Source organism: Halomonas sp. SIMBA_159, from assembly GCF_046536035.1.
In the GTDB taxonomy this organism is placed as follows: Bacteria; Pseudomonadota; Gammaproteobacteria; order Pseudomonadales; family Halomonadaceae; genus Vreelandella; species Vreelandella venusta_A.
On sequence record NZ_JAWJBT010000037.1, the window covers coordinates 1 to 17,312 of the forward strand.

Sequence of the window (17,312 nt, forward strand, 5' to 3'; positions counted from 1 at the left end):
GAGTGCTCTTATTAAGTACTTATTCAAAATTAATCGCGTAATCAGCTCCATAGCTACCCAACAGCCGGTGTACCTCTTCACAGATGTGATCAAACGAAAGGTAAGCACTCAACGGCAGCCAAGCGTACTTCATCTGACGCCACAGCATCTCAATCAGATTTAGCTCCGGCGAGTAGGCCGATAAGTCAACCAGATTCACACGGTGCGACATCCACTCGACAATTTTCCGCCTGAAGGCCCGCGAGCGATGCATGCTGGCGTTGTCGAGCACCACAACAGCGAAGGTATCGGTTTTTTTCTGTACTACAAACTGGTCAAACGCGTCGATGACCGTCCCGGTGGTCACTGACCCCGTAGTGGTGTAGTAGATCATTTTCCCAGCACGGCTGAGAAACCCCAATACGTTCAGCCTTCGGCTGTGTGTAACGCTCGGCGAAGGGTCACCGTGCTGACGGTCTTGCCTGTCTCTTCTTCAAAACGGGCCTGCAAGGATCAAATCTGGTGAGGCTGTTCGGCGACGAAAACATCCACGTCTTCCAAAGAGATCCGTGGGCTGATTGAAGATATCTCACAGCGCATCGTCCAAGGAGCGGAACAAACCACGCGTAATGGCCAAGGCATGGCCGATATTAATACGTCCATTATGCAAGTCACCGAAATGATGCAAGCGCTGGCACTGGCCGCTAAAGAGCAGGATTCCGGCATCAGCCAAGTCAGTACCGCTGTTTCACAGATGGATGCAGCCACGCAAGAGAACGTGTCGCTTGTAGAGGAAACCAGCACTGCCTCGGCCTCGCTTCAAGATGAAGCGGCTCGTTTAGCAGTGTTAGTGAATGAGTGTAAGCTAAAACGCATCAAGCAAACTCAGCAAGCAAGCCAAATTCCGCTGGCCGTTCAGCAAACCTTTCGAACTTCCTACGCCTCGCCATTAGCCGCGGCTGCCCCCTCACGGCTATCCGCTACCCCCGAGCGGGAAGCCTTTTAAACGTTTTTAAGCATCACTTTTTCATGGGCCAGCCTGCTGGCCCCTTTTGATTATTAGACTATCGCCAAGACTCATCCACACGCTTTGTAAAAAAGTTAAAAAAACCTCTCAGCTCCTCTCAACTGCATCCGCTTTGTGTCGATAATGTATGAGCAGAACTCCCCTCCCTGCCCACCATGCTCCTCACTTTTTCCTGCCTATGAGAGTAACCAACATGCGAAATTTATCTGTCAAACATACGTTGGCAGCCGCGCAAGGGCTGATGCTAATTGCCCTGCTGGCCATCGCAACGACAGGTATATTGTCAAAGCTCAGTGTAATGGACAGTTTACGCGAGCTTGATGAGGTAGCAGCACTGCAAGTCGCTTCGATTAATCGCACAGAGGTCAACTTAATGGAGCTGCGCCTGCGCCTAGCGCGCTATACCGCCTACACCGAAGACGGCGAAAGTACATTAGCCCAGGAGGCACTGGGGCAGGCGCGAGCAGCCTTGGAGCGGGCAGATGCACGCTTTGCAGAGTTTACCGCCGTTGAGGTTCCTCCCACCGCGGTTCGCGCTCCACTGATTGCAGCGATTGTGGATTATTATCCTCAAATGATCACCGCGGCATTTCGCAGCGACTTGGCAGACGCCAATTACACTGCGCTGGCTCAGCACCGGGAACGTTTTAATGCAGAGTTCAACATATTAACTGACGCTGTTCGTGCTTTTAATACTCGGGCACAAGCATTAACCGCCGAAGAAATTGCTCAGGCCGAGCAGAGCCACACAAAGACCATGATACTGAGCGGAGTGCTAATCTTCCTGGCGCTTGCCTTATTTATTGGCGTGCAAATAGGCATTAACCGCATGATTGTGCGCCCTCTTCAGCGCTCGGTGCAGGTGTGTGAAAACATCGCACAAGGCGACCTGACCAGCGACATTGAGTCTCGTGGTAAAAACGAAATCGGCCGCCTTTACAGCGCGATGCAGGAGATGCAGGCCAAACTGCAGACCATGGTGGGCACGCTCTCACACAGCAGTACTGCCGTGGCCGCCAGCTCGCGCCAGATTGCCGGTGGCAGCCAAGACCTAGCCTCTAGAACCGAGCAGCAAGCTGCTGCGCTGCAGCAAACAGCCGCTAGCATGGATGAAATATCATCCATCGTTCGCCAAAACGCAGATACTGCCGCACAGGCAGAGCGCCTGACTCAAGATGCATCCAAGAAAGCGGCCCACGGCAAGCAAGAGTCTGAGCAAACCAGCGTGCTGATGCGCGAATTGGAGACCAGCTCGCAGAAAGTGAATGAAATCATTCAGGTGATCGACTCCATCGCCTTCCAAACCAACATCCTTGCCTTGAACGCCTCCGTGGAAGCCGCGCGGGCGGGAGAGCACGGTCGCGGTTTTGCGGTGGTTGCGAGCGAAGTGCGCTCACTGGCCACCAAAACCTCGAACTCCTCTAAAGAAATCCGCACCATGATTGAGGATATCGCGAGCCGTATTGCCCAAGGTGCCGACCAAGCCCTGAAAAACGGCGAAAGCATGGACGATATCAACCAAGCCATCGTGCGTGTGAACGATATGATGCAGGAGCTGGCACTCGCCGCTAAGGAACAGGAATCAGGCATTAGCCAGATCAGTACCGCGATTGCTGAGATGGACTCCGCCACCCAGGAGAACGTCTCGTTAGTAGAAGAGACCAGCACGGCTTCCGCATCGCTACAAGATGAGGCTTCTCGCCTCGCTGAACTGGTAGCGGCTTTCCGGCTTAACGCATCCAGTCGTCAGGCTCAGCTATCCAGCCACTCAGCGCCCGCTTCCAACCCTCGCTTACGCACGCCATCGCACAATGTGAGCGTGGCACAGCGCCAGCGCCCAACCGCAGAGCCTGAGTGGGAAGCGTTTTAATACCGTCACTTGTTAAACGCGCGGGTCAATCACTCCGTTGTGGCCCGCGCCACGAAACCTATCAGCGTTGAGTCGCCCTATTAGTGCCATGACAAAAATTAAGATAGTGTATTTGCCCCCATAATGATGATAACTCGCTGGGCCCTATATGCCTGCTCGCTGCTCACTGCTACGGCGCGTTTCTCTGCGCGCTAGAATTATTGGCCTTATTACCTCGTTAGTGGTCGCTATTACGCTGCTGCTAAGCTGGGTCGCTTCCAAAGAGGCCGCTGTGCAGTTAGAGCAGCACATTGGCCACGACACAGCTGATACCGCCTACCAAATGGTGGATAAACTCAACCGCAGTATGGATGCACGTATCAAAGAGGTGCGTCTGCTTTTAGGCATCAACGAGTTTGCCGATCATACGAATACCCCCTTAATGCGCGCTCAGCTTGAACACCTGCAGCGTAACTATGATGTGGTGTCCTGGATTGGAGTAACCGATGCCAGCGGCACGGTTGTCGCATCGACCGGGGGCATTTTGGAGGGTAGCTCGATTGCCCAACGGCCGGTATTTATAGAGGGGCAGCACGGACTATGGGTGGGCGATGTTCACGATGCCGTCATGCTATCGCAGCTGTTGCCCAACCCCACTGGCGAGCCCATTCAGTTCGTAGACATTGCAGCCCCCCTTCACAATCAACGCGGGGAGTTTACCGGCGTTCTAGCCGTCCATCTCAGTTGGGAGTGGGCTACACAGGTGAAAAACTCTATGTTTTCGCCGAAGCTACGCGAACAGCAAACAGACCTACTATTGCTCTCGTCTCAGGGCACGGTGATTATTGGTCCCGCTGAACTTTTGGGTCAGCCGTTGGAGTTTATCCATAGCTCTTTGGGCAGCACGATACCCGAATGGTCCATCGAAACCTGGCCGGATGGGCAGCGCTATGTCACGGGAGTAGCACGCAGCCAGGGGGTTGGCGATTTTCCAGGGCTAGGCTGGATAGCCGTTAGCAGGCAACCCGTGATCACCGCCTTTGCTCCGGTTGAGCGGCTTTACGAGATCATTTTGGGCACTGGCCTGCTGGTTGCCCTGATGTTTTCCATCTTTGGCTGGATCGTGGCCTCCCGGCTGATCGCACCGCTGACTCGCCTCGCCCGAGCGGCCGACAACATTCAAGCTGCTACAAACCGCAGTGCGATGACGCTGGAAACCGGTTCACCGGAGCTTAAGCGGCTCTCCACCTCAATGCGCGATATGGTGGAGCGTTTGATTGACCAACGCCAGACCATTAGCCGCTTAGAGGACTTGGCCAATACTGACCCGTTAACCGGGCTGCCTAACCGAGCGTTTCTCACCCAATACCTGCAGCACACGCTGCCTGAAGCAGAGCGCCAGCAGCAGAGCGTTATTGTGCTGCTCTTTGATCTCGATGGTTTTAAACGGGTGAATGATGAGCTGGGTCACCATGCCGGGGATTTACTGCTGATTGAAGTCACTCAGCGCCTAAAATCTACGCTTCGTAGCGGTGATGTGGTCGCGCGGCTGGGAGGCGACGAGTTTGTTATGGTACTCAAGAGTCCTGATGAGAGCAGCGCAGCGCTGGCGACAGAAGTAAGCCAACGGCTGCTCCAGCGTATCGCAAGTCCTGTTGTGCTACCAGGCAACCAGCAGGCACAGGTAGGTTGTAGCCTGGGGGCAGCCTGGTGGCCACAGCATGGCCACGACATAGAACAGGTGATGCAACTAGCCGATATCGCCCTCTACAAAGCAAAAAGCAAAGGCAAGCATCGTTTGGTTATTTATGGGGAGTCGAGTTAAGGCACTGCTGTAGCTGTGCGTCAGCCGCTTCGCTACCTAACTCGGTGAGATAGGCGATATTGCGCTCAGGAATAGCGGCGGTATCGCCATAAAACGCAATGGCTTTTTCAACGCTGGCTTCGCGCAGCAAATGCACCATGGCATAGGGCGAGCGGTTAGAGTAATTCGCTGCATCGTCTGGCTCTGCATCAGCAAAACAGTAGTCGGGGTGAAACGTCGCTAGCTGGTAAATACCTTCGTAACCCAGCTCAACGAGCAGCTGTTCGGCAAGCTCTACAAAATCCAAATAGTGGTCGAAGCTTTTAAAAAGCGTCGGAAACACCAGCAGGGTGGTTTCTGCTTCAGGGTGCTCGTTGAGCCACTCCAGTTCCGCCACTAACTCCTCAAGCGCCACATCGACCTTTTTCGAGCGCACGACTTCAACACGAATCGTATTGTTATCTAGCTCACGTTTAGCAAAAGGGCAAATGTTGTGTCCAACAATAAAATGGCTCACCCATGCCAGCGTTTGGTCCACTACCTGCTGATCTGCTGCTTGCGTCATACCCGTTCCACCTACACCCTGCGGCTCTTTAAAAATCGTGGCAACGGCCACGTACTAGGCGCCAGTGTACAGGCAAGCCCCCGCAAATACGCTAGGCGTGCTGTTGATAACGGGCCAAGGCGACTTCATAAGATTTGTGAATATGGTCGTCCATCAATGCTCTTGCGGCTGTCGCGTCGCGCTGAAGCGCTAGCTCTACCAGCTCATGGTGCTGGTCATCCAGCTCCTGACGGATAGTCGGCATTTTCGGCCCTAAGCGCCGGTAACGGTCAAACTGGTCGTGCAGCTGTTCAATAAAACGCAGTAGCCAAACTGAACCACAAGGAGCAACGAGGGTACGGTGAAAGTGCGTATGCAGACGCTCCCACTCCTCACCTTTATCCAGGGTAATATCGGCTCGTTTTAAACGATGTGCCGCCGCCAAAAGATCCGCTTCCCACACCGCATCACCATGGGCAATCGCCCGTTCAAGCGCCATCCCTTCAAGCTCGGTACGCAGGCGTGCAATGTCATCTAACTCTTCCCGGGAGAGTTTCGGCACTCGAAACCCGCGCTGATTCTCCTGCACCAGCAGTCCATAAGCCGCCAGCTTGTTCAGCGCCTCACGTAGTGGGCTCAAACCAACTTGGTACTGCTCCTTTAACGCATTAATCGCGAGTTTCTCGCCTGCTTTGAAGCGACCACCCACCAAATCTCGACGCAACACATCATAAATGGGGCTGGATGCGCTAGCCGCAGGGAACTGAATATGCTTGTTCATTCCGGAGTCCTTTTGCGTCACGTCGCAAGGCTTCAGTTAACGGAGATTCCATCGCTAGGTGTTGACGCCTCTTATCAGGCTCACCTATATTCTATTTTAGACAAAATAATCGATTTTTTAACCTACAAACGATAAATAGGGAAATCTTATGCTACTGACCGTACTGTCTTCCCTACAGGCGCTGATCGCATGAAGCAAACCGCACTCTTTTGGGCATTTTTCCGCGTCGGCATTTTCGGCTTTGGCGGTGGGCCCGCCATGATACCGCTGGTCAGAGCGGAAGTCGTGACACGCAACCAGTGGTTAACCGATGAAGAGTTTGCCGATGTCTTGGCGATTGGCAATACGCTACCTGGCCCTATTGCTACCAAAATGCCTGGCTACATCGGCTACCGAGTAGCAGGCATTAGCGGCTGCGCGGCCGCGGTGATTGCCGTCATCTTGCCGATGATCGTGGCCATGATTGTGATGTTAGGCATTTTTAGCCGCTACCGCGACGTTGGCTGGATACGCGGCATGGGGCAAGCGGTCATCCCCGTGGTGATGGTGATGATGGGCCAACTCACCTGGGACTTCTTCGATAAATCCAAGGCAGCGCTTGGCTGGCTTACCAGTGCAGTCATGGCGGTGGTCGCTGGTGCGGTGATTTACTGGCTCGGCGTGCACCCCGGCTGGGTGATTGGGGCCATTCTCCTCACTGCCCTGCTGCGTCCTGCTCGTAAAAAACACGCGGAGGGTACCGCATGATTTATTGGGATCTCTTTTTAGCGTTTTTTATTCCTAACATTATCGGTTATGGCGGTGGCCCCGCCATTATTCCGCTCATTGAAGCAGAGGTGGTAGGCCGCTACGGCTGGATGACCTCGCAGGGTTTTGCTGAAACGCTGGCGCTCGGCAACGCACTGCCAAGCCCCATTGCCACCAAAATGGCGGGGTATGTGGGGTATGAAGTTGCAGGGGTCGGCGGGGCATTCGTTGCCGTCTCGGCCACGGTCATTCCTTCACTGCTGCTTATGCTTGGCGCCTTGGGGCTTTTATATCGCCACCGAGACTCCCCGCGGGTTAAGCGCATGAGCCAGTGGGTACGACCCGTCATTGCCATGATGATGGCGTGGCTAACGCTTGGTTTTTTCACAGAAAGTTTGGCGGCAAGCGGCATCATCCACACGCTGATTATCGGTGTTGTGGCGGCCATTGCCCTCGTGCGCTTTAACACCCATCCCGCCTTTGTTGTTATCGGCGCCTTGGTTTATGGAGGGCTCTTCTTAGGTTGACCTGTTGTGCACTAAAGACGATTCACTGCAGACAATAAGAACCCAATATGGGACCACGCGCTCACCCCACCGCTGCTTAACGCAGCGGATCACCACACCAACTCAATCAAAAAAGGTGTATAAAATGACGCGTTCAAAACTTGCTCTAAGTACCACACTCGCCGCCATTGGACTTACCTCCAGCCTGGCGCTCATCTCCACTGCCCACGCGGACTATCCTGAGCAGGATATTCGTTTAATCATCCCTTACGGCCCCGGTGGTGCCACGGATATTATTTTCCGGCTGGTATCACAAGAAGCCGAGCAGCACTTAGGTGCCTCGATTGTGCCGGTGAATATGGCCGGGGCAGGCGCAACGCTTGGGTCACGCAACGTTAAAGACGCTACGCCCGATGGCTACACGCTGCTGGGCAGCCATGACACGATTGCGCTTTCAAAGCTCGCTGGCACCGTCGATTACTCCTACGACGCTTTTGAGCCCATCGCCCTACTCACACAAACCATCAATATCGCCACGACCTACGAAGGACACCCTGTAGAAAGTGCGGCGGATATTGCCGACTACGTGCGTGAAAACCCAGGCCAAGTGCGCTTTAGCATGATCCCAAGCTCAACCGACCACTTCTTCTGGGCGCAGTTTTTCCAGGAAGCCGGTATTGATATGGCAGATGTACGCCTAGTGGGCTACCCCGACACCGGCCAACAAGTCTCTGCGTTAATGGCCAAAGAAGTCGACTTCGCCATGTTTAACCTGCCTTCCGGGGGCGCTTTTTATGAAGATGGCACCTTTAAGCCCCTAGGCATCGCGCACCCTGAGCGCTTGGACAACATGCCCGATGTTGCCACCCTGCGAGAACAGGGCATTGAGATGGATCACTCCACCAGCCGTGGCATCTTTGCGCCCAAGGGCACTCCCCAAGAGGTATTGGACGCCGTCGCAGAGGCCTATGGTCAAGCGCTGGAGGATGAACAGGTTCAAAGCCGAATCGAGAATGAGTTCGGCTCGGTTGTACGCTTCCTGGCGGGCGATGACTATCAAGCGTTCTTAGAGGAAAACGAAGCGGCACTTTCGGCGGCTGCCGAAAACATCGAGTTCCAAAACTAAGCGTTTCGACGTCATTTCTCGCTCATGCTCCCAGGGCAACGCGCCTGGGAGCACCTGGAGGCTACGCTAATGCTAACGCTTACCAAAGACCGCGCGCTGGCGCTCGCGCTGCTTTTAATGGTGGCTGTCATGTGGGTGGAGTCGGGCTCCATTCGCCCACCAACAAGCTGGCAGCCTTACGGATCTGCCCTGTTCCCACGCATCTTGCTCGTCACGATAGGGCTTTTATCGCTCTTGATGCTGATCCGCTCCCTGTTCACCCGCGTCACTCCCGTAGCGTCCTGGCGAACGGAGATCAGCGACTGGTTTACCCGGCGTAAAACCGTTGTAGCGCTATTTGTAATGTTTGGGCTTTATGCAGCGCTGCTGCCCTTACTGGGCTATATCGTGGCTACCATCAGTTTTTTAGTGGCCTCTTTTGCCTTGTTATTAGGCGTCGATACTAAGCGTAAATGGGTAATCAACCTGGGCATCAGCTGCACGTTTGTGCCGCTGGTATTTGTTATTTTCCGCTACGGCTTAAACGTCTGGCTGCCCTAATGCTGAGGAACGTCTAATGTCTAATTTCTTTCTTCAAGCACTCAGCGAGGTCGGCAGCCCCTCCGTCATGGGCTTGATCATACTCGGTGTGCTGTTCGGTATTGTGGGGGGCAGTATTCCTGGCTTTACCGTGACCATGGCTATTTTAGTGGTCTTCCCCTTTACCTTCGCCATGGACCCGGTGAGCGGCGTCTCGCTCATGGTCGGCGTCTTTGTAGGCGGATACTCGGGCGGTATTGTGTCGGGTGTGATGCTGGGTATACCCGGTACACCCTCCTCGATTACCACTGTTTACGATGGCTACCCAATGGCCCAAAAGGGCGAACCCGGCCGAGCGTTGGGGATTGGTGTCATGTCCTCCTTTCTTGGCACCATTATCAGCGTGGCCGTGCTGGTCTTTTTTGGGCCGCTGATTGCCAGTTTCAGCATGAATTTCCGCCCTTGGGAAATTACCGCGCTGATCATCTTCGCGCTAACGCTAGTGGCCGGGCTATCCAACGGCGCGCTCCTCAAAGGCCTTTTAGCCGCTGCGCTAGGCTTATTGATTACCACCGTTGGCTATGACCGCAACAGCAATCTGCGCTTTGATTTTGACGTGCCCGCCCTCAGCTCAGGGTTTGAGATGCTGCCCGTGATGATTGGTGTCTTTGCGTTCTCTCAACTGCTCGGCAATATCGAAAAAATGCGCGATGGCAATGACGGCGGCAAAGGCGTCGATACGAATGTGTCGATTCCTTACCGTCAGATCATGAAAGATATGGCGGGCCAAAAGCTCAACACCCTGCGTTCATCATTGATTGGCAGCCTGATCGGCGCACTACCGGGCACCGGCGGTACCGTCGCCAATTTTGTAAGCTACGACCAGGCAAAAAAGTTTTCGCGCCACCCTGAAACGTTTGGCACGGGCACCCCTAGCGGGATTGTGGCTTCCGAGGCATCGAATAGTGCTGTTGCTGGCGGTGCATTCGTGCCGACCTTAGCACTGGGCATTCCGGGTGATCTGCCCATGGCCATCATGATGGGCGTGCTGATTCTCCACGGCATCACCCCAGGCCCGATGATGTTTGAACAAAACCCGGTGCTGGTGGGCGCGATCTACGCAAGTCTCTTAATCGGTGCGGTGGTGATGGTGCTGTGTAACCTGCTGCTGGTGCGCTGGTTCGCCAAAATCTCGTTAATCCCGCAACAAATCCTAGTGCCGGTTGTGCTGATGCTCTGCACCATTGGTGCCTATGCGCTCAATAACAACCTGTTCGATATCTGGGTGCTGTTTATTTTCGGGGTGATTGGCTACTTGCTTTGGAAAGCAGGTGTTCCTCTTACGCCGCTCATACTCGGCGTGGTGCTGGGCAACAATTTAGAACGGCAGCTTTTCCGCGCGCTAGAGCTCGACCCTAACTGGCTAACCTTCCTGACACGGCCACTCTCTGCACTGTTCTTAGTGTTGGCTGTTGCTTCGGTCGTTTTTTCGCTCTACCAAGACCGTAAGCTGAAACGTCTAAAACCTGCGACATCCCAATAGCGATGACTCATCGACGCAAAGGATCATAAACATGCACAACGACGCTCTCTATTACCCCAGCGCCTCGCGAAGGATGGCCACCTTTGGCAAACGTGGCATGGTAGCCACTTCCCAGCCGCTCGCCGCCCAGGTAGGTATCACTATTTTGCAGCAAGGCGGCAATGCGATTGATGCGGCGATTGCCACCGCCGCCGCGCTTACCGTGGTAGAGCCCACTTCTAACGGTATTGGCAGCGACGCCTTCGCGATTGTGTGGGTCGATGGAAAGCTACATGGCCTCAACGCCAGTGGCCCTGCTCCGCAGGCGGCCACCATTGAAGCTTTGAAAGCGCTTGGCCATGACGCTATGCCTAACCATGGCATGCTGCCGGTCACCGTGCCTGGCGCGCCTGCGGCCTGGGCAGCACTCTCTGAGCGCTTTGGTAAACTGCCCTTTACGGATCTGCTAGCGCCTGCCATCGCGCTGGCAGAAGAAGGCTTTGCGGTGACGCCGGTGATCCACCAAATGTGGGAAGAGGCCTTCCATAACTACGCGACCTACCCCGACGCGGCCTTCCAACCCTGGTTCGATACCTTTGCGCCCAAAGGCCGGGCACCGCGCCCTGGCGAGTTATGGTCCGCCCCTGACCACGCGAAAAGCTTAGCCGCGATTGCAAACACAAACGCCGAGGCGTTTTATCGCGGTGAACTGGCTGAGGCAATCGATGCGTTCTCCCGCGAGCATGGCGGCTTAATTCGTAAAGAGGATTTGGCCGCTTACCAGCCCGAGTGGGTCGACCCAATTAGCGTGCGCTATCAAGGCCATGATATTTGGGAAATTCCACCGAACGGCAGCGGTATGATCGTGCTGCAGGCGCTCGGCATGCTGGAACGGTTAGACCCGTGCCCAGGCGATGCGGTTGAAACCCTGCACCGCCGGATTGAAGCCACTAAACTTGCCTATATGGATGGCTTTAAACACATCACCGAACGCAGCGCGATGGCTCCCACCACCGAGCAAATGCTGGATGATGCCTACCTGAAAGCGCGCGCAGCGCTGATCGGCGATCAGGCCGTTGACCCGGCACACGGCAACCCGTTGCAAGGCGGCACCGTCTACCTAGCCACTGCCGACGACGAAGGCAATATGGTGTCGTTTATCCAAAGTAACTTTAAAGGCTTTGGTTCCGGCATGGTCATCCCTGGCACCGGGATTAGCCTGCAAAACCGTGGCTGGTCATTCTCGCTAGAGCCTGAGCACACGAATGCCCTGGCTCCCGGCAAGCGCACCTACCACACCATCATTCCAGGCTTTATCACCAAAGATGATCAAGCCGTTGGGCCGTTTGGCGTGATGGGCGGCTATATGCAGCCTCAGGGCCAAGTGCAGGTAGTCACTGCGATGATTGAGGATCAGCTCAACCCACAGGCCGCATTGGATATGCCCCGTTGGAAGTGGACGACTGGCAGAACCGTTGAGGTGGAAGCGGATTTCCCCAACCATTTAGCGCTGGCCCTCGCTCGTCGCGGCCACAAGATTGTTAAGGTAGCGGATTCGATTAGCTTTGGCCGTGGCCAAATCATTCTCCGTAATTCTGATACCGGCGTGCTGCAAGGCGGTACTGAACCACGCACCGACGGTGCAGTGCTACCGCTATAGCGCCTGGTGCTGTGTCACTACTGCCCACCCAGGTGGGCAGTAGGCTCGCGGAATCAACCGCTATCTCCTCTAGCTATTCCTCTAGCTTTCTCCTCTGGCTATCAACGCCGAAGCCACGCATCATGGCAGCCTCTTTTTGCTTACCTTGATGTTGCTAACTCATGATGCCGTCTGCTCCTTCGCCTTCTCTCTCCCCCTTTAGCGGCTTCTTTAGCGTGTTTCGCTATAGCCGCCGTGCGCTGGCACTGGTATGGGAAACCTCCCGCTGGATGATGCTGGGCTTGGCGCTTTGCACGCTAGTGGCTGGCGTACTGCCCGCTGTGGCGGCTTATGTGGGCCAGTTGATTGTCGATGGCGTGCTGGCGGCCATGGAAAGCTATGAGGCAGCGAGCAACCCTGACTTATGGGCAACGCTCACTCCAGTGCTGGGGTTAGTGGCGTTGGAAGGCGGCATCATTGCCCTGATGGCGTTAGCCCAGCGTGGCCTCTCGGCCCAGCAGTCGCTGTTAAGAGCGCTGCTCGGGCAGAAAGTGAACGTGATGATTTTAGAAAAAGCAGGCACGCTATCGCTGAGCCAATTCGAGGATTCAGAGCTTTATGATCAACTCACCCGCGCCAGGCGTGAAGCATCAACCCGCCCACTAGCGCTGGTCAATAAAACCTTTGGGCTGCTGCAAAACGCTATTTCCCTTGGCAGTTTTGCCTTCCTACTGGTGCAGTTTTCTCCCTGGGCGCTATTAATCTTGGTAGCCGGTGCGCTGCCGGTATTTCTTTCTGAGGCGAAATTTTCCGGCGATGCCTTCCGGCTATTTCGTTGGCGCTCGCCGCAAACCCGCATGCAGATGTACCTGGAAACCGTACTGGCCCGGGAAGACAGCATTAAAGAGGTCAAACTATTTGGCTTAGAGCAGCGCTTTCTTCAGCGCTACCGGGCTATTTTCCACCAGCTATTTGCCGAAGACCGCCGCCTGACCCTACGCCGGGAGAGCTGGGGGTTTATTCTAGGGCTACTGGGTACACTTACTTTCTATGCTGCCTATGGCTGGGTCGTGGTGGAAACCGTGGCAGGAGCCCTCACGCTAGGCCAAATGACCATGTACTTAATGGTGTTTAAGCAGGGCCAAAGCGCGCTATCCGCCAGCCTGACAGCCGTGAGCGGCATGTATGAAGACAACCTCTACCTTTCCAATTTATACGAATACCTGGAACAACCCACCGAAGCCGACGCTGGCCATTTAACCCAAGGAGCGGCGCCCAACGACGGGCTGCGCTTTGAGCAGGTGAGCTTTGCTTACCCCGGTGGCCAAGAGGTGCTACACGATATTTCGCTACACATTGTGCCCGGTAGCAGCTTAGCCCTGGTGGGTGAAAACGGCTCAGGCAAAACCACCTTAATTAAGCTCTTAACGCGGCTCTACCGACCCACTCAAGGGAGAATTTTGCTGGATGGCAGTGACCTTAACGATTGGGATACTCAAGCATTAAGAGCACGCGTGGGCGTTATCTTCCAAGACTTTGTACGCTACCAGCTCACCGTAGGTGAAAATCTTGGAGTGGGCGATACCACGGCCTTCGATGATCAGCAGCGCTGGCAGCAAGCGGCAAAAGACGGGCTGGCCGATAGCTTTATCAAGCGTATGCCCGAAGGTTACCAAACCCAGCTAGGGCGCTGGTTTAAAAATGGCCAGGAGCTCTCCGGCGGCCAGTGGCAGAAAGTGGCGCTCTCCCGCGCCTATATGCGTAAAGATGCCGATATCTTAGTGCTGGACGAGCCTACCGCTGCCATGGATGCTGCCGCCGAGGCGGATGTCTTTGCCCGCTTTCGTGATCACAGCCGCGACAAGATGACGATTCTGATCTCTCATCGTTTCTCGACCGTCCGCAGCGCCGACCAAATCATCGTCATCGACCAAGGGCGCATCATCGAACGCGGCACCCATGAAACGCTGCTAGAAGACAATGGTCGCTATGCGTCGCTGTTTCATTTGCAGGCGGAGGGGTATAAATAAAAACAATTATCAATAATATTCACAACAAATTAGTACGCTACCAACTTAGAAAGTGAAAAAAGGTTACACCGCTCTTTAACTTATCGCCATCACCTGCAAAGGGTAGTAAATTCGCCAATATTAAAGTTAAAGTGCGGAGCGCACCACATGAGAACGATTAACAAAATCAGCTTCAAATATACGATGGCATTCATTGCTGTCGCATTGTCGCTGCTTGCTGTTGTGCTAGCCGATGCTTTACTGGTCAATATGGTTAAGAACCGCCTTAGCACCTTAGTAAATAGTTATATCCCTGCTATCTCAACAACCCTAAATGCTGATAGAGACTTATATCAAGCCCGGGTCGCTGAGATCGAATATGTTTTAACACCTACATCAACTGAAAGAAGTATTCAGCTGAAAGATAGCTATGAAGAAAATGCACAGCAAGCCTATGATCGCATGCAAGCATATCTTCAAAACATGCAATCTCACCCTGAGCTTGTAGCCCAACTATCAAGCTTTGAAAGTGCTTACAATCATTGGAAACAAGAAAGTAGCCGTGTGTTTGAGCTTCACCAATCAGGCAATACCGACAGTGCTATCAGCATGCTTTCAAGCTCATCCTTAGAAAGCTTTGAAGAATTACGTACCTTATATGACATTTCAGGACAAAATGTTGAAGCGGTAGTCTTAGCCACTGAACTAGCGGTCGCCGATAGAATAAAGCTACAGCAAAACTCTACCATTACCTTTTCATTAGCTGTATTTATTATTGTGATGCTCATCGCCATCATGGGGCCTAAAATGATGTCGCGAGCTATCCAGCAAGTAAGCGCAAGAATTAAAGAAATCACTGAAGGTGACGGCGATCTAACGGCACGCATTGACAATCAGCGTAAAGATGAAATTGGCGAACTAGCCCTGCAATTCAACGCTTTTATTAAGCGCATTGACGACACGTTGCAATCCGTCAGCCACAGCACCGTCAGCCTGCAGCATGCCTCCACAGAAATTGCCAAAGGCAGCCAAGAACTTGCTTCACGCACCGAGCAGGCCGCTGCCAATCTTCAGCAAACCTCCGCTTCTATGGAGCAGATTGCTGCAGTGGTGAATAACGCCTCAGAGTCAGCTCAGCAGGCACATCAGCTCGCACTATCAACTCGCGATATTGCACACCAAGGTTTGAATGCCATGCAGGGCGTTCAAAAAACCATGGACAGCATGAGCGAGTCGTCAGGCAAGATTGGTGAAATAGTGACCATGATCGAAAGTATTGCCTTTCAAACCAATATTTTGGCACTGAATGCGTCAGTGGAAGCGGCCAGAGCCGGAGAGCATGGGAAGGGATTTGCGGTGGTCGCGCAAGAAGTGCGTATTCTTGCCAGCCGTACCAGTGAAGCGTCAAAAAGTATCTCTGAGCTGATCAGCACCTCGGCAGAGCGTACCCACTCGGGCGTTTCCCAAGTGAAAGCCGCCGGCGATACACTGCACAGCATGATGCAAAGCATAGAGCGCGTTGCTGATGTAGTGGAAGAAATTAGCGCAGGGGTTAAGGAACAGAGTGTAGGCATTGGCCAAGTCAATGATGCGGTAAATGAATTGGATAGTATGACCCAGCACAACGCTTCGATGGTCGAGGAATCTAGCGCTGCGGCCGCTGAGCTCCGCGAACAGGCTGATCGGCTCGGTGCCTTGGTCGGCTCTTTCAAACTAAGTGCCAGCTCACCGACCGTTGATACAGCACGACATACCTCACTTGCTCCAACGAGGAAAAGCACACTATATGTAACATCTGACCCATCAAAAACATTAGCGCATCCAACCACGCCCAAGTGGGAGTCTTTCTAATGATATTGGCTCAACTGATCGCTTAAGATTGATACTATCCGCGCCTTTGGTCTCTCCACTGACTCCTGAAGGCGTTTTGCATTGCTCAACCCGGCAATGCGCTAGTACACGCGCAATAACCTCTACAAAAAGCGCCGTGTACCCACGTGTGAGGCCACATTATGCCGCCTAGTGCGTTAGTCGTGGATGATGACGTCGATATTCAGCTGCTGGGTAAAATGCTACTCAGCCGCCATGGGTTTGACGTAGCCACCGCCGGCTGTTTAGGAGAGCTGGCACGTAAACCTGCCTTGCTTAACACTAATCTGATTGTGCTTGATTTTGGTCTGGGAGATTTTACGGGACTGGATATTCTGGATTACCTTTATGATCTAAAAATCAGCGCGTCTATCTTGCTATTAAGCAGCTGTTCCGGTGAAACGGCTGCCCATGCGATCGCAGAAGGTAAAGCCAAGGGTTTAAAAATGCTGGGGTTTTTACCCAAGGCAAAGCTAATGACGGGCCTAGCTGACTTTATTGAGCAGGTTGAAGCGTCTCCGAAGGCCCCCTCGGTTGGTGAGCTAGCCCAAGCCATTAAACAAAAACACATCTGCCTCGCGCTACAACCCAAGGTCGCTCTTGCAAGCGGAACCGTAGTAGGCGCAGAAGCCTTAGTACGTTGGGAAGACCCAACCCGAGGCACCATCTATCCCGATAACTTCATTCCCCTCGCCGAACGAAGCGGCCTTATGATACCGCTAACGTGGTGCGTTTTAGAGCTAGCACTGACACAGCTGGCCGCTTGGCACACTAGCGGACTCCCTCTAAGCATCGCCATTAACGTGCCAGCTGAGTTCATCAAAGCTGAGAATATGCTGACGATGTTCGATGCGCTTTGTGCCAAGTACCCTATCGATATGACCAAGATCACGTTAGAACTGACGGAATCCGTCGGCGTGGAGTGCTTAGGCTATGCGCGACACGTCTTAGATGAACTGCGTAAACGAGGCTGCAAGCTAGCGCTTGATGACTTTGGTACGGGTTATTCATCTTTGACTCAGCTATATCGCCTGCCGTTTGATGAGTTAAAAATAGACCGTAGCTTCGTCTCTCTCATGGATAATGAGCCCAGGGCCCGCACCATCGTTCTCTCCATTGTGGAGCTTGGCAGCCGCCTTGGCATGAGCGTCGTATCCGAAGGTATCGAAAACGACGGTCAGTACAACACGCTTAAAGACGTATGCTGTCCTGTGGGTCAAGGCTACTTTATATCTCGCCCGCTATCTCCAAAAGCATTTGATGCCTGGTTAGAAAGCCGCGCAAAAATAGAAAATTGACCTAAATACTTACTCTATAGAATAAAAGCAGCGATTACCTCGCTGCTTTTTTCATATCTGCTCGAACCTCTAATAAGAACACACCCAACCCTT

Annotated in this window: 14 protein-coding genes and 1 pseudogene; 12 read left to right on the plus strand and 3 right to left on the minus strand. The window is 53.7% G+C overall.

The window, feature by feature from the left end:
* Positions 1 to 19: 19 nt before the first annotated feature.
* Positions 20 to 519: pseudogene (locus tag R0J87_RS17760) on the minus strand (transposase); the annotation flags it as partial.
* Positions 520 to 619: 100 nt separating this feature from the next.
* Here R0J87_RS17760 and R0J87_RS17765 point away from each other — a divergent pair.
* From R0J87_RS17765 to R0J87_RS17775, 3 genes are all read left to right on the plus strand, one after another.
* Positions 620 to 985: a hypothetical protein gene (locus R0J87_RS17765; RefSeq protein ID WP_498887818.1), complete on the plus strand. Its 366-nt coding sequence runs from the start codon at positions 620 to 622 to the stop codon at positions 983 to 985.
* 214 nt (positions 986 to 1,199) lie between these two features.
* Entirely contained in the window at positions 1,200 to 2,876 is a 1,677-nt protein-coding gene (locus R0J87_RS17770; RefSeq protein WP_498887820.1) for a methyl-accepting chemotaxis protein, read from the plus strand.
* Positions 2,877 to 3,024: 148 nt separating this feature from the next.
* Positions 3,025 to 4,680 carry a sensor domain-containing diguanylate cyclase gene (locus R0J87_RS17775; RefSeq protein WP_498887822.1) on the plus strand — a complete coding sequence of 552 codons (1,656 nt, stop codon included), beginning with the start codon at positions 3,025 to 3,027 and terminating at the stop codon, positions 4,678 to 4,680.
* On the opposite strand, the gene R0J87_RS17780 is transcribed toward R0J87_RS17775, so the two are convergent.
* Together R0J87_RS17780 and R0J87_RS17785 are read right to left on the minus strand one after the other, a co-directional pair.
* On the minus strand, positions 4,658 to 5,224 hold the full coding sequence (locus R0J87_RS17780; RefSeq protein WP_404344992.1) for a DUF1415 domain-containing protein: 567 nt from the start codon (positions 5,222 to 5,224) through the stop codon (positions 4,658 to 4,660). The genes R0J87_RS17775 and R0J87_RS17780 overlap by 23 nt on opposite strands.
* Before the next feature lie 91 nt (positions 5,225 to 5,315).
* Positions 5,316 to 5,984, minus strand: a complete 669-nt coding sequence (locus R0J87_RS17785; RefSeq protein ID WP_498887824.1) for a GntR family transcriptional regulator — start codon at positions 5,982 to 5,984, stop codon at positions 5,316 to 5,318.
* Between the two features lie 189 nt (positions 5,985 to 6,173).
* On the opposite strand from R0J87_RS17785, the gene R0J87_RS17790 reads away from it, so the two are divergent.
* The 9 genes from R0J87_RS17790 (at position 6,174) to R0J87_RS17830 (ending at position 17,219) form a co-directional block, all read left to right on the plus strand.
* Entirely contained in the window at positions 6,174 to 6,731 is a 558-nt protein-coding gene (locus R0J87_RS17790) for a chromate transporter (RefSeq protein WP_498887826.1), read from the plus strand.
* The gene (locus R0J87_RS17795) at positions 6,728 to 7,258 is read left to right on the plus strand and encodes a chromate transporter (protein WP_498887827.1); all 531 of its coding nucleotides are present in this window, start codon (positions 6,728 to 6,730) and stop codon (positions 7,256 to 7,258) included. The genes R0J87_RS17790 and R0J87_RS17795 overlap by 4 nt, the downstream gene beginning before the upstream one ends.
* A 124-nt stretch (positions 7,259 to 7,382) precedes the next feature.
* Positions 7,383 to 8,363, plus strand: a complete 981-nt coding sequence (locus R0J87_RS17800; RefSeq protein ID WP_498887828.1) for a Bug family tripartite tricarboxylate transporter substrate binding protein — start codon at positions 7,383 to 7,385, stop codon at positions 8,361 to 8,363.
* A gap of 69 nt (positions 8,364 to 8,432) precedes the next feature.
* Positions 8,433 to 8,903 carry a tripartite tricarboxylate transporter TctB family protein gene (locus R0J87_RS17805; RefSeq protein ID WP_498887830.1) on the plus strand — a complete coding sequence of 157 codons (471 nt, stop codon included), beginning with the start codon at positions 8,433 to 8,435 and terminating at the stop codon, positions 8,901 to 8,903.
* A gap of 16 nt (positions 8,904 to 8,919) precedes the next feature.
* On the plus strand, positions 8,920 to 10,425 hold the full coding sequence (locus tag R0J87_RS17810) for a tripartite tricarboxylate transporter permease (protein ID WP_498887831.1): 1,506 nt from the start codon (positions 8,920 to 8,922) through the stop codon (positions 10,423 to 10,425).
* Positions 10,426 to 10,456: 31 nt separating this feature from the next.
* Positions 10,457 to 12,064, plus strand: coding sequence for a gamma-glutamyltransferase family protein (locus tag R0J87_RS17815; protein ID WP_498887832.1), 1,608 nt, complete (start codon positions 10,457 to 10,459; stop codon positions 12,062 to 12,064).
* Positions 12,065 to 12,228: 164 nt separating this feature from the next.
* Entirely contained in the window at positions 12,229 to 14,073 is a 1,845-nt protein-coding gene (locus tag R0J87_RS17820; protein ID WP_498887837.1) for an ABC transporter ATP-binding protein, read from the plus strand.
* Between the two features lie 147 nt (positions 14,074 to 14,220).
* Entirely contained in the window at positions 14,221 to 15,903 is a 1,683-nt protein-coding gene (locus tag R0J87_RS17825) for a methyl-accepting chemotaxis protein (protein ID WP_498887834.1), read from the plus strand.
* A 161-nt stretch (positions 15,904 to 16,064) separates the two neighbouring features.
* A complete protein-coding gene (locus tag R0J87_RS17830) occupies positions 16,065 to 17,219 on the plus strand; it encodes an EAL domain-containing protein (protein WP_498887836.1) in 1,155 nt (384 codons plus the stop codon).
* The last annotated feature ends 93 nt before the right edge of the window (positions 17,220 to 17,312 follow it).

Bases quoted from the DNA above. Each gene is read 5' to 3' on its own strand.
- R0J87_RS17805 (WP_498887830.1), top strand. From the start codon at position 8,433: ATGCTAACGCTTACCAAAGACCGCGCGCTGGCGCTCGCGCTGCTTTTA.
- R0J87_RS17790 (WP_498887826.1), top strand. From the start codon at position 6,174: ATGAAGCAAACCGCACTCTTTTGGGCATTTTTCCGCGTCGGCATTTTC.
- R0J87_RS17780 (WP_404344992.1), bottom strand. From the start codon at position 5,224: ATGACGCAAGCAGCAGATCAGCAGGTAGTGGACCAAACGCTGGCATGG.
- R0J87_RS17765 (WP_498887818.1), top strand. From the start codon at position 620: ATGGCCGATATTAATACGTCCATTATGCAAGTCACCGAAATGATGCAA.
- R0J87_RS17775 (WP_498887822.1), top strand. From the start codon at position 3,025: ATGCCTGCTCGCTGCTCACTGCTACGGCGCGTTTCTCTGCGCGCTAGA.
- R0J87_RS17800 (WP_498887828.1), top strand. From the start codon at position 7,383: ATGACGCGTTCAAAACTTGCTCTAAGTACCACACTCGCCGCCATTGGA.
- R0J87_RS17795 (WP_498887827.1), top strand. From the start codon at position 6,728: ATGATTTATTGGGATCTCTTTTTAGCGTTTTTTATTCCTAACATTATC.
- R0J87_RS17815 (WP_498887832.1), top strand. From the start codon at position 10,457: ATGCACAACGACGCTCTCTATTACCCCAGCGCCTCGCGAAGGATGGCC.
- R0J87_RS17810 (WP_498887831.1), top strand. From the start codon at position 8,920: ATGTCTAATTTCTTTCTTCAAGCACTCAGCGAGGTCGGCAGCCCCTCC.
- R0J87_RS17825 (WP_498887834.1), top strand. From the start codon at position 14,221: ATGAGAACGATTAACAAAATCAGCTTCAAATATACGATGGCATTCATT.
- R0J87_RS17770 (WP_498887820.1), top strand. From the start codon at position 1,200: ATGCGAAATTTATCTGTCAAACATACGTTGGCAGCCGCGCAAGGGCTG.
- R0J87_RS17820 (WP_498887837.1), top strand. From the start codon at position 12,229: ATGCCGTCTGCTCCTTCGCCTTCTCTCTCCCCCTTTAGCGGCTTCTTT.
- R0J87_RS17785 (WP_498887824.1), bottom strand. From the start codon at position 5,984: ATGAACAAGCATATTCAGTTCCCTGCGGCTAGCGCATCCAGCCCCATT.
- R0J87_RS17830 (WP_498887836.1), top strand. From the start codon at position 16,065: ATGCCGCCTAGTGCGTTAGTCGTGGATGATGACGTCGATATTCAGCTG.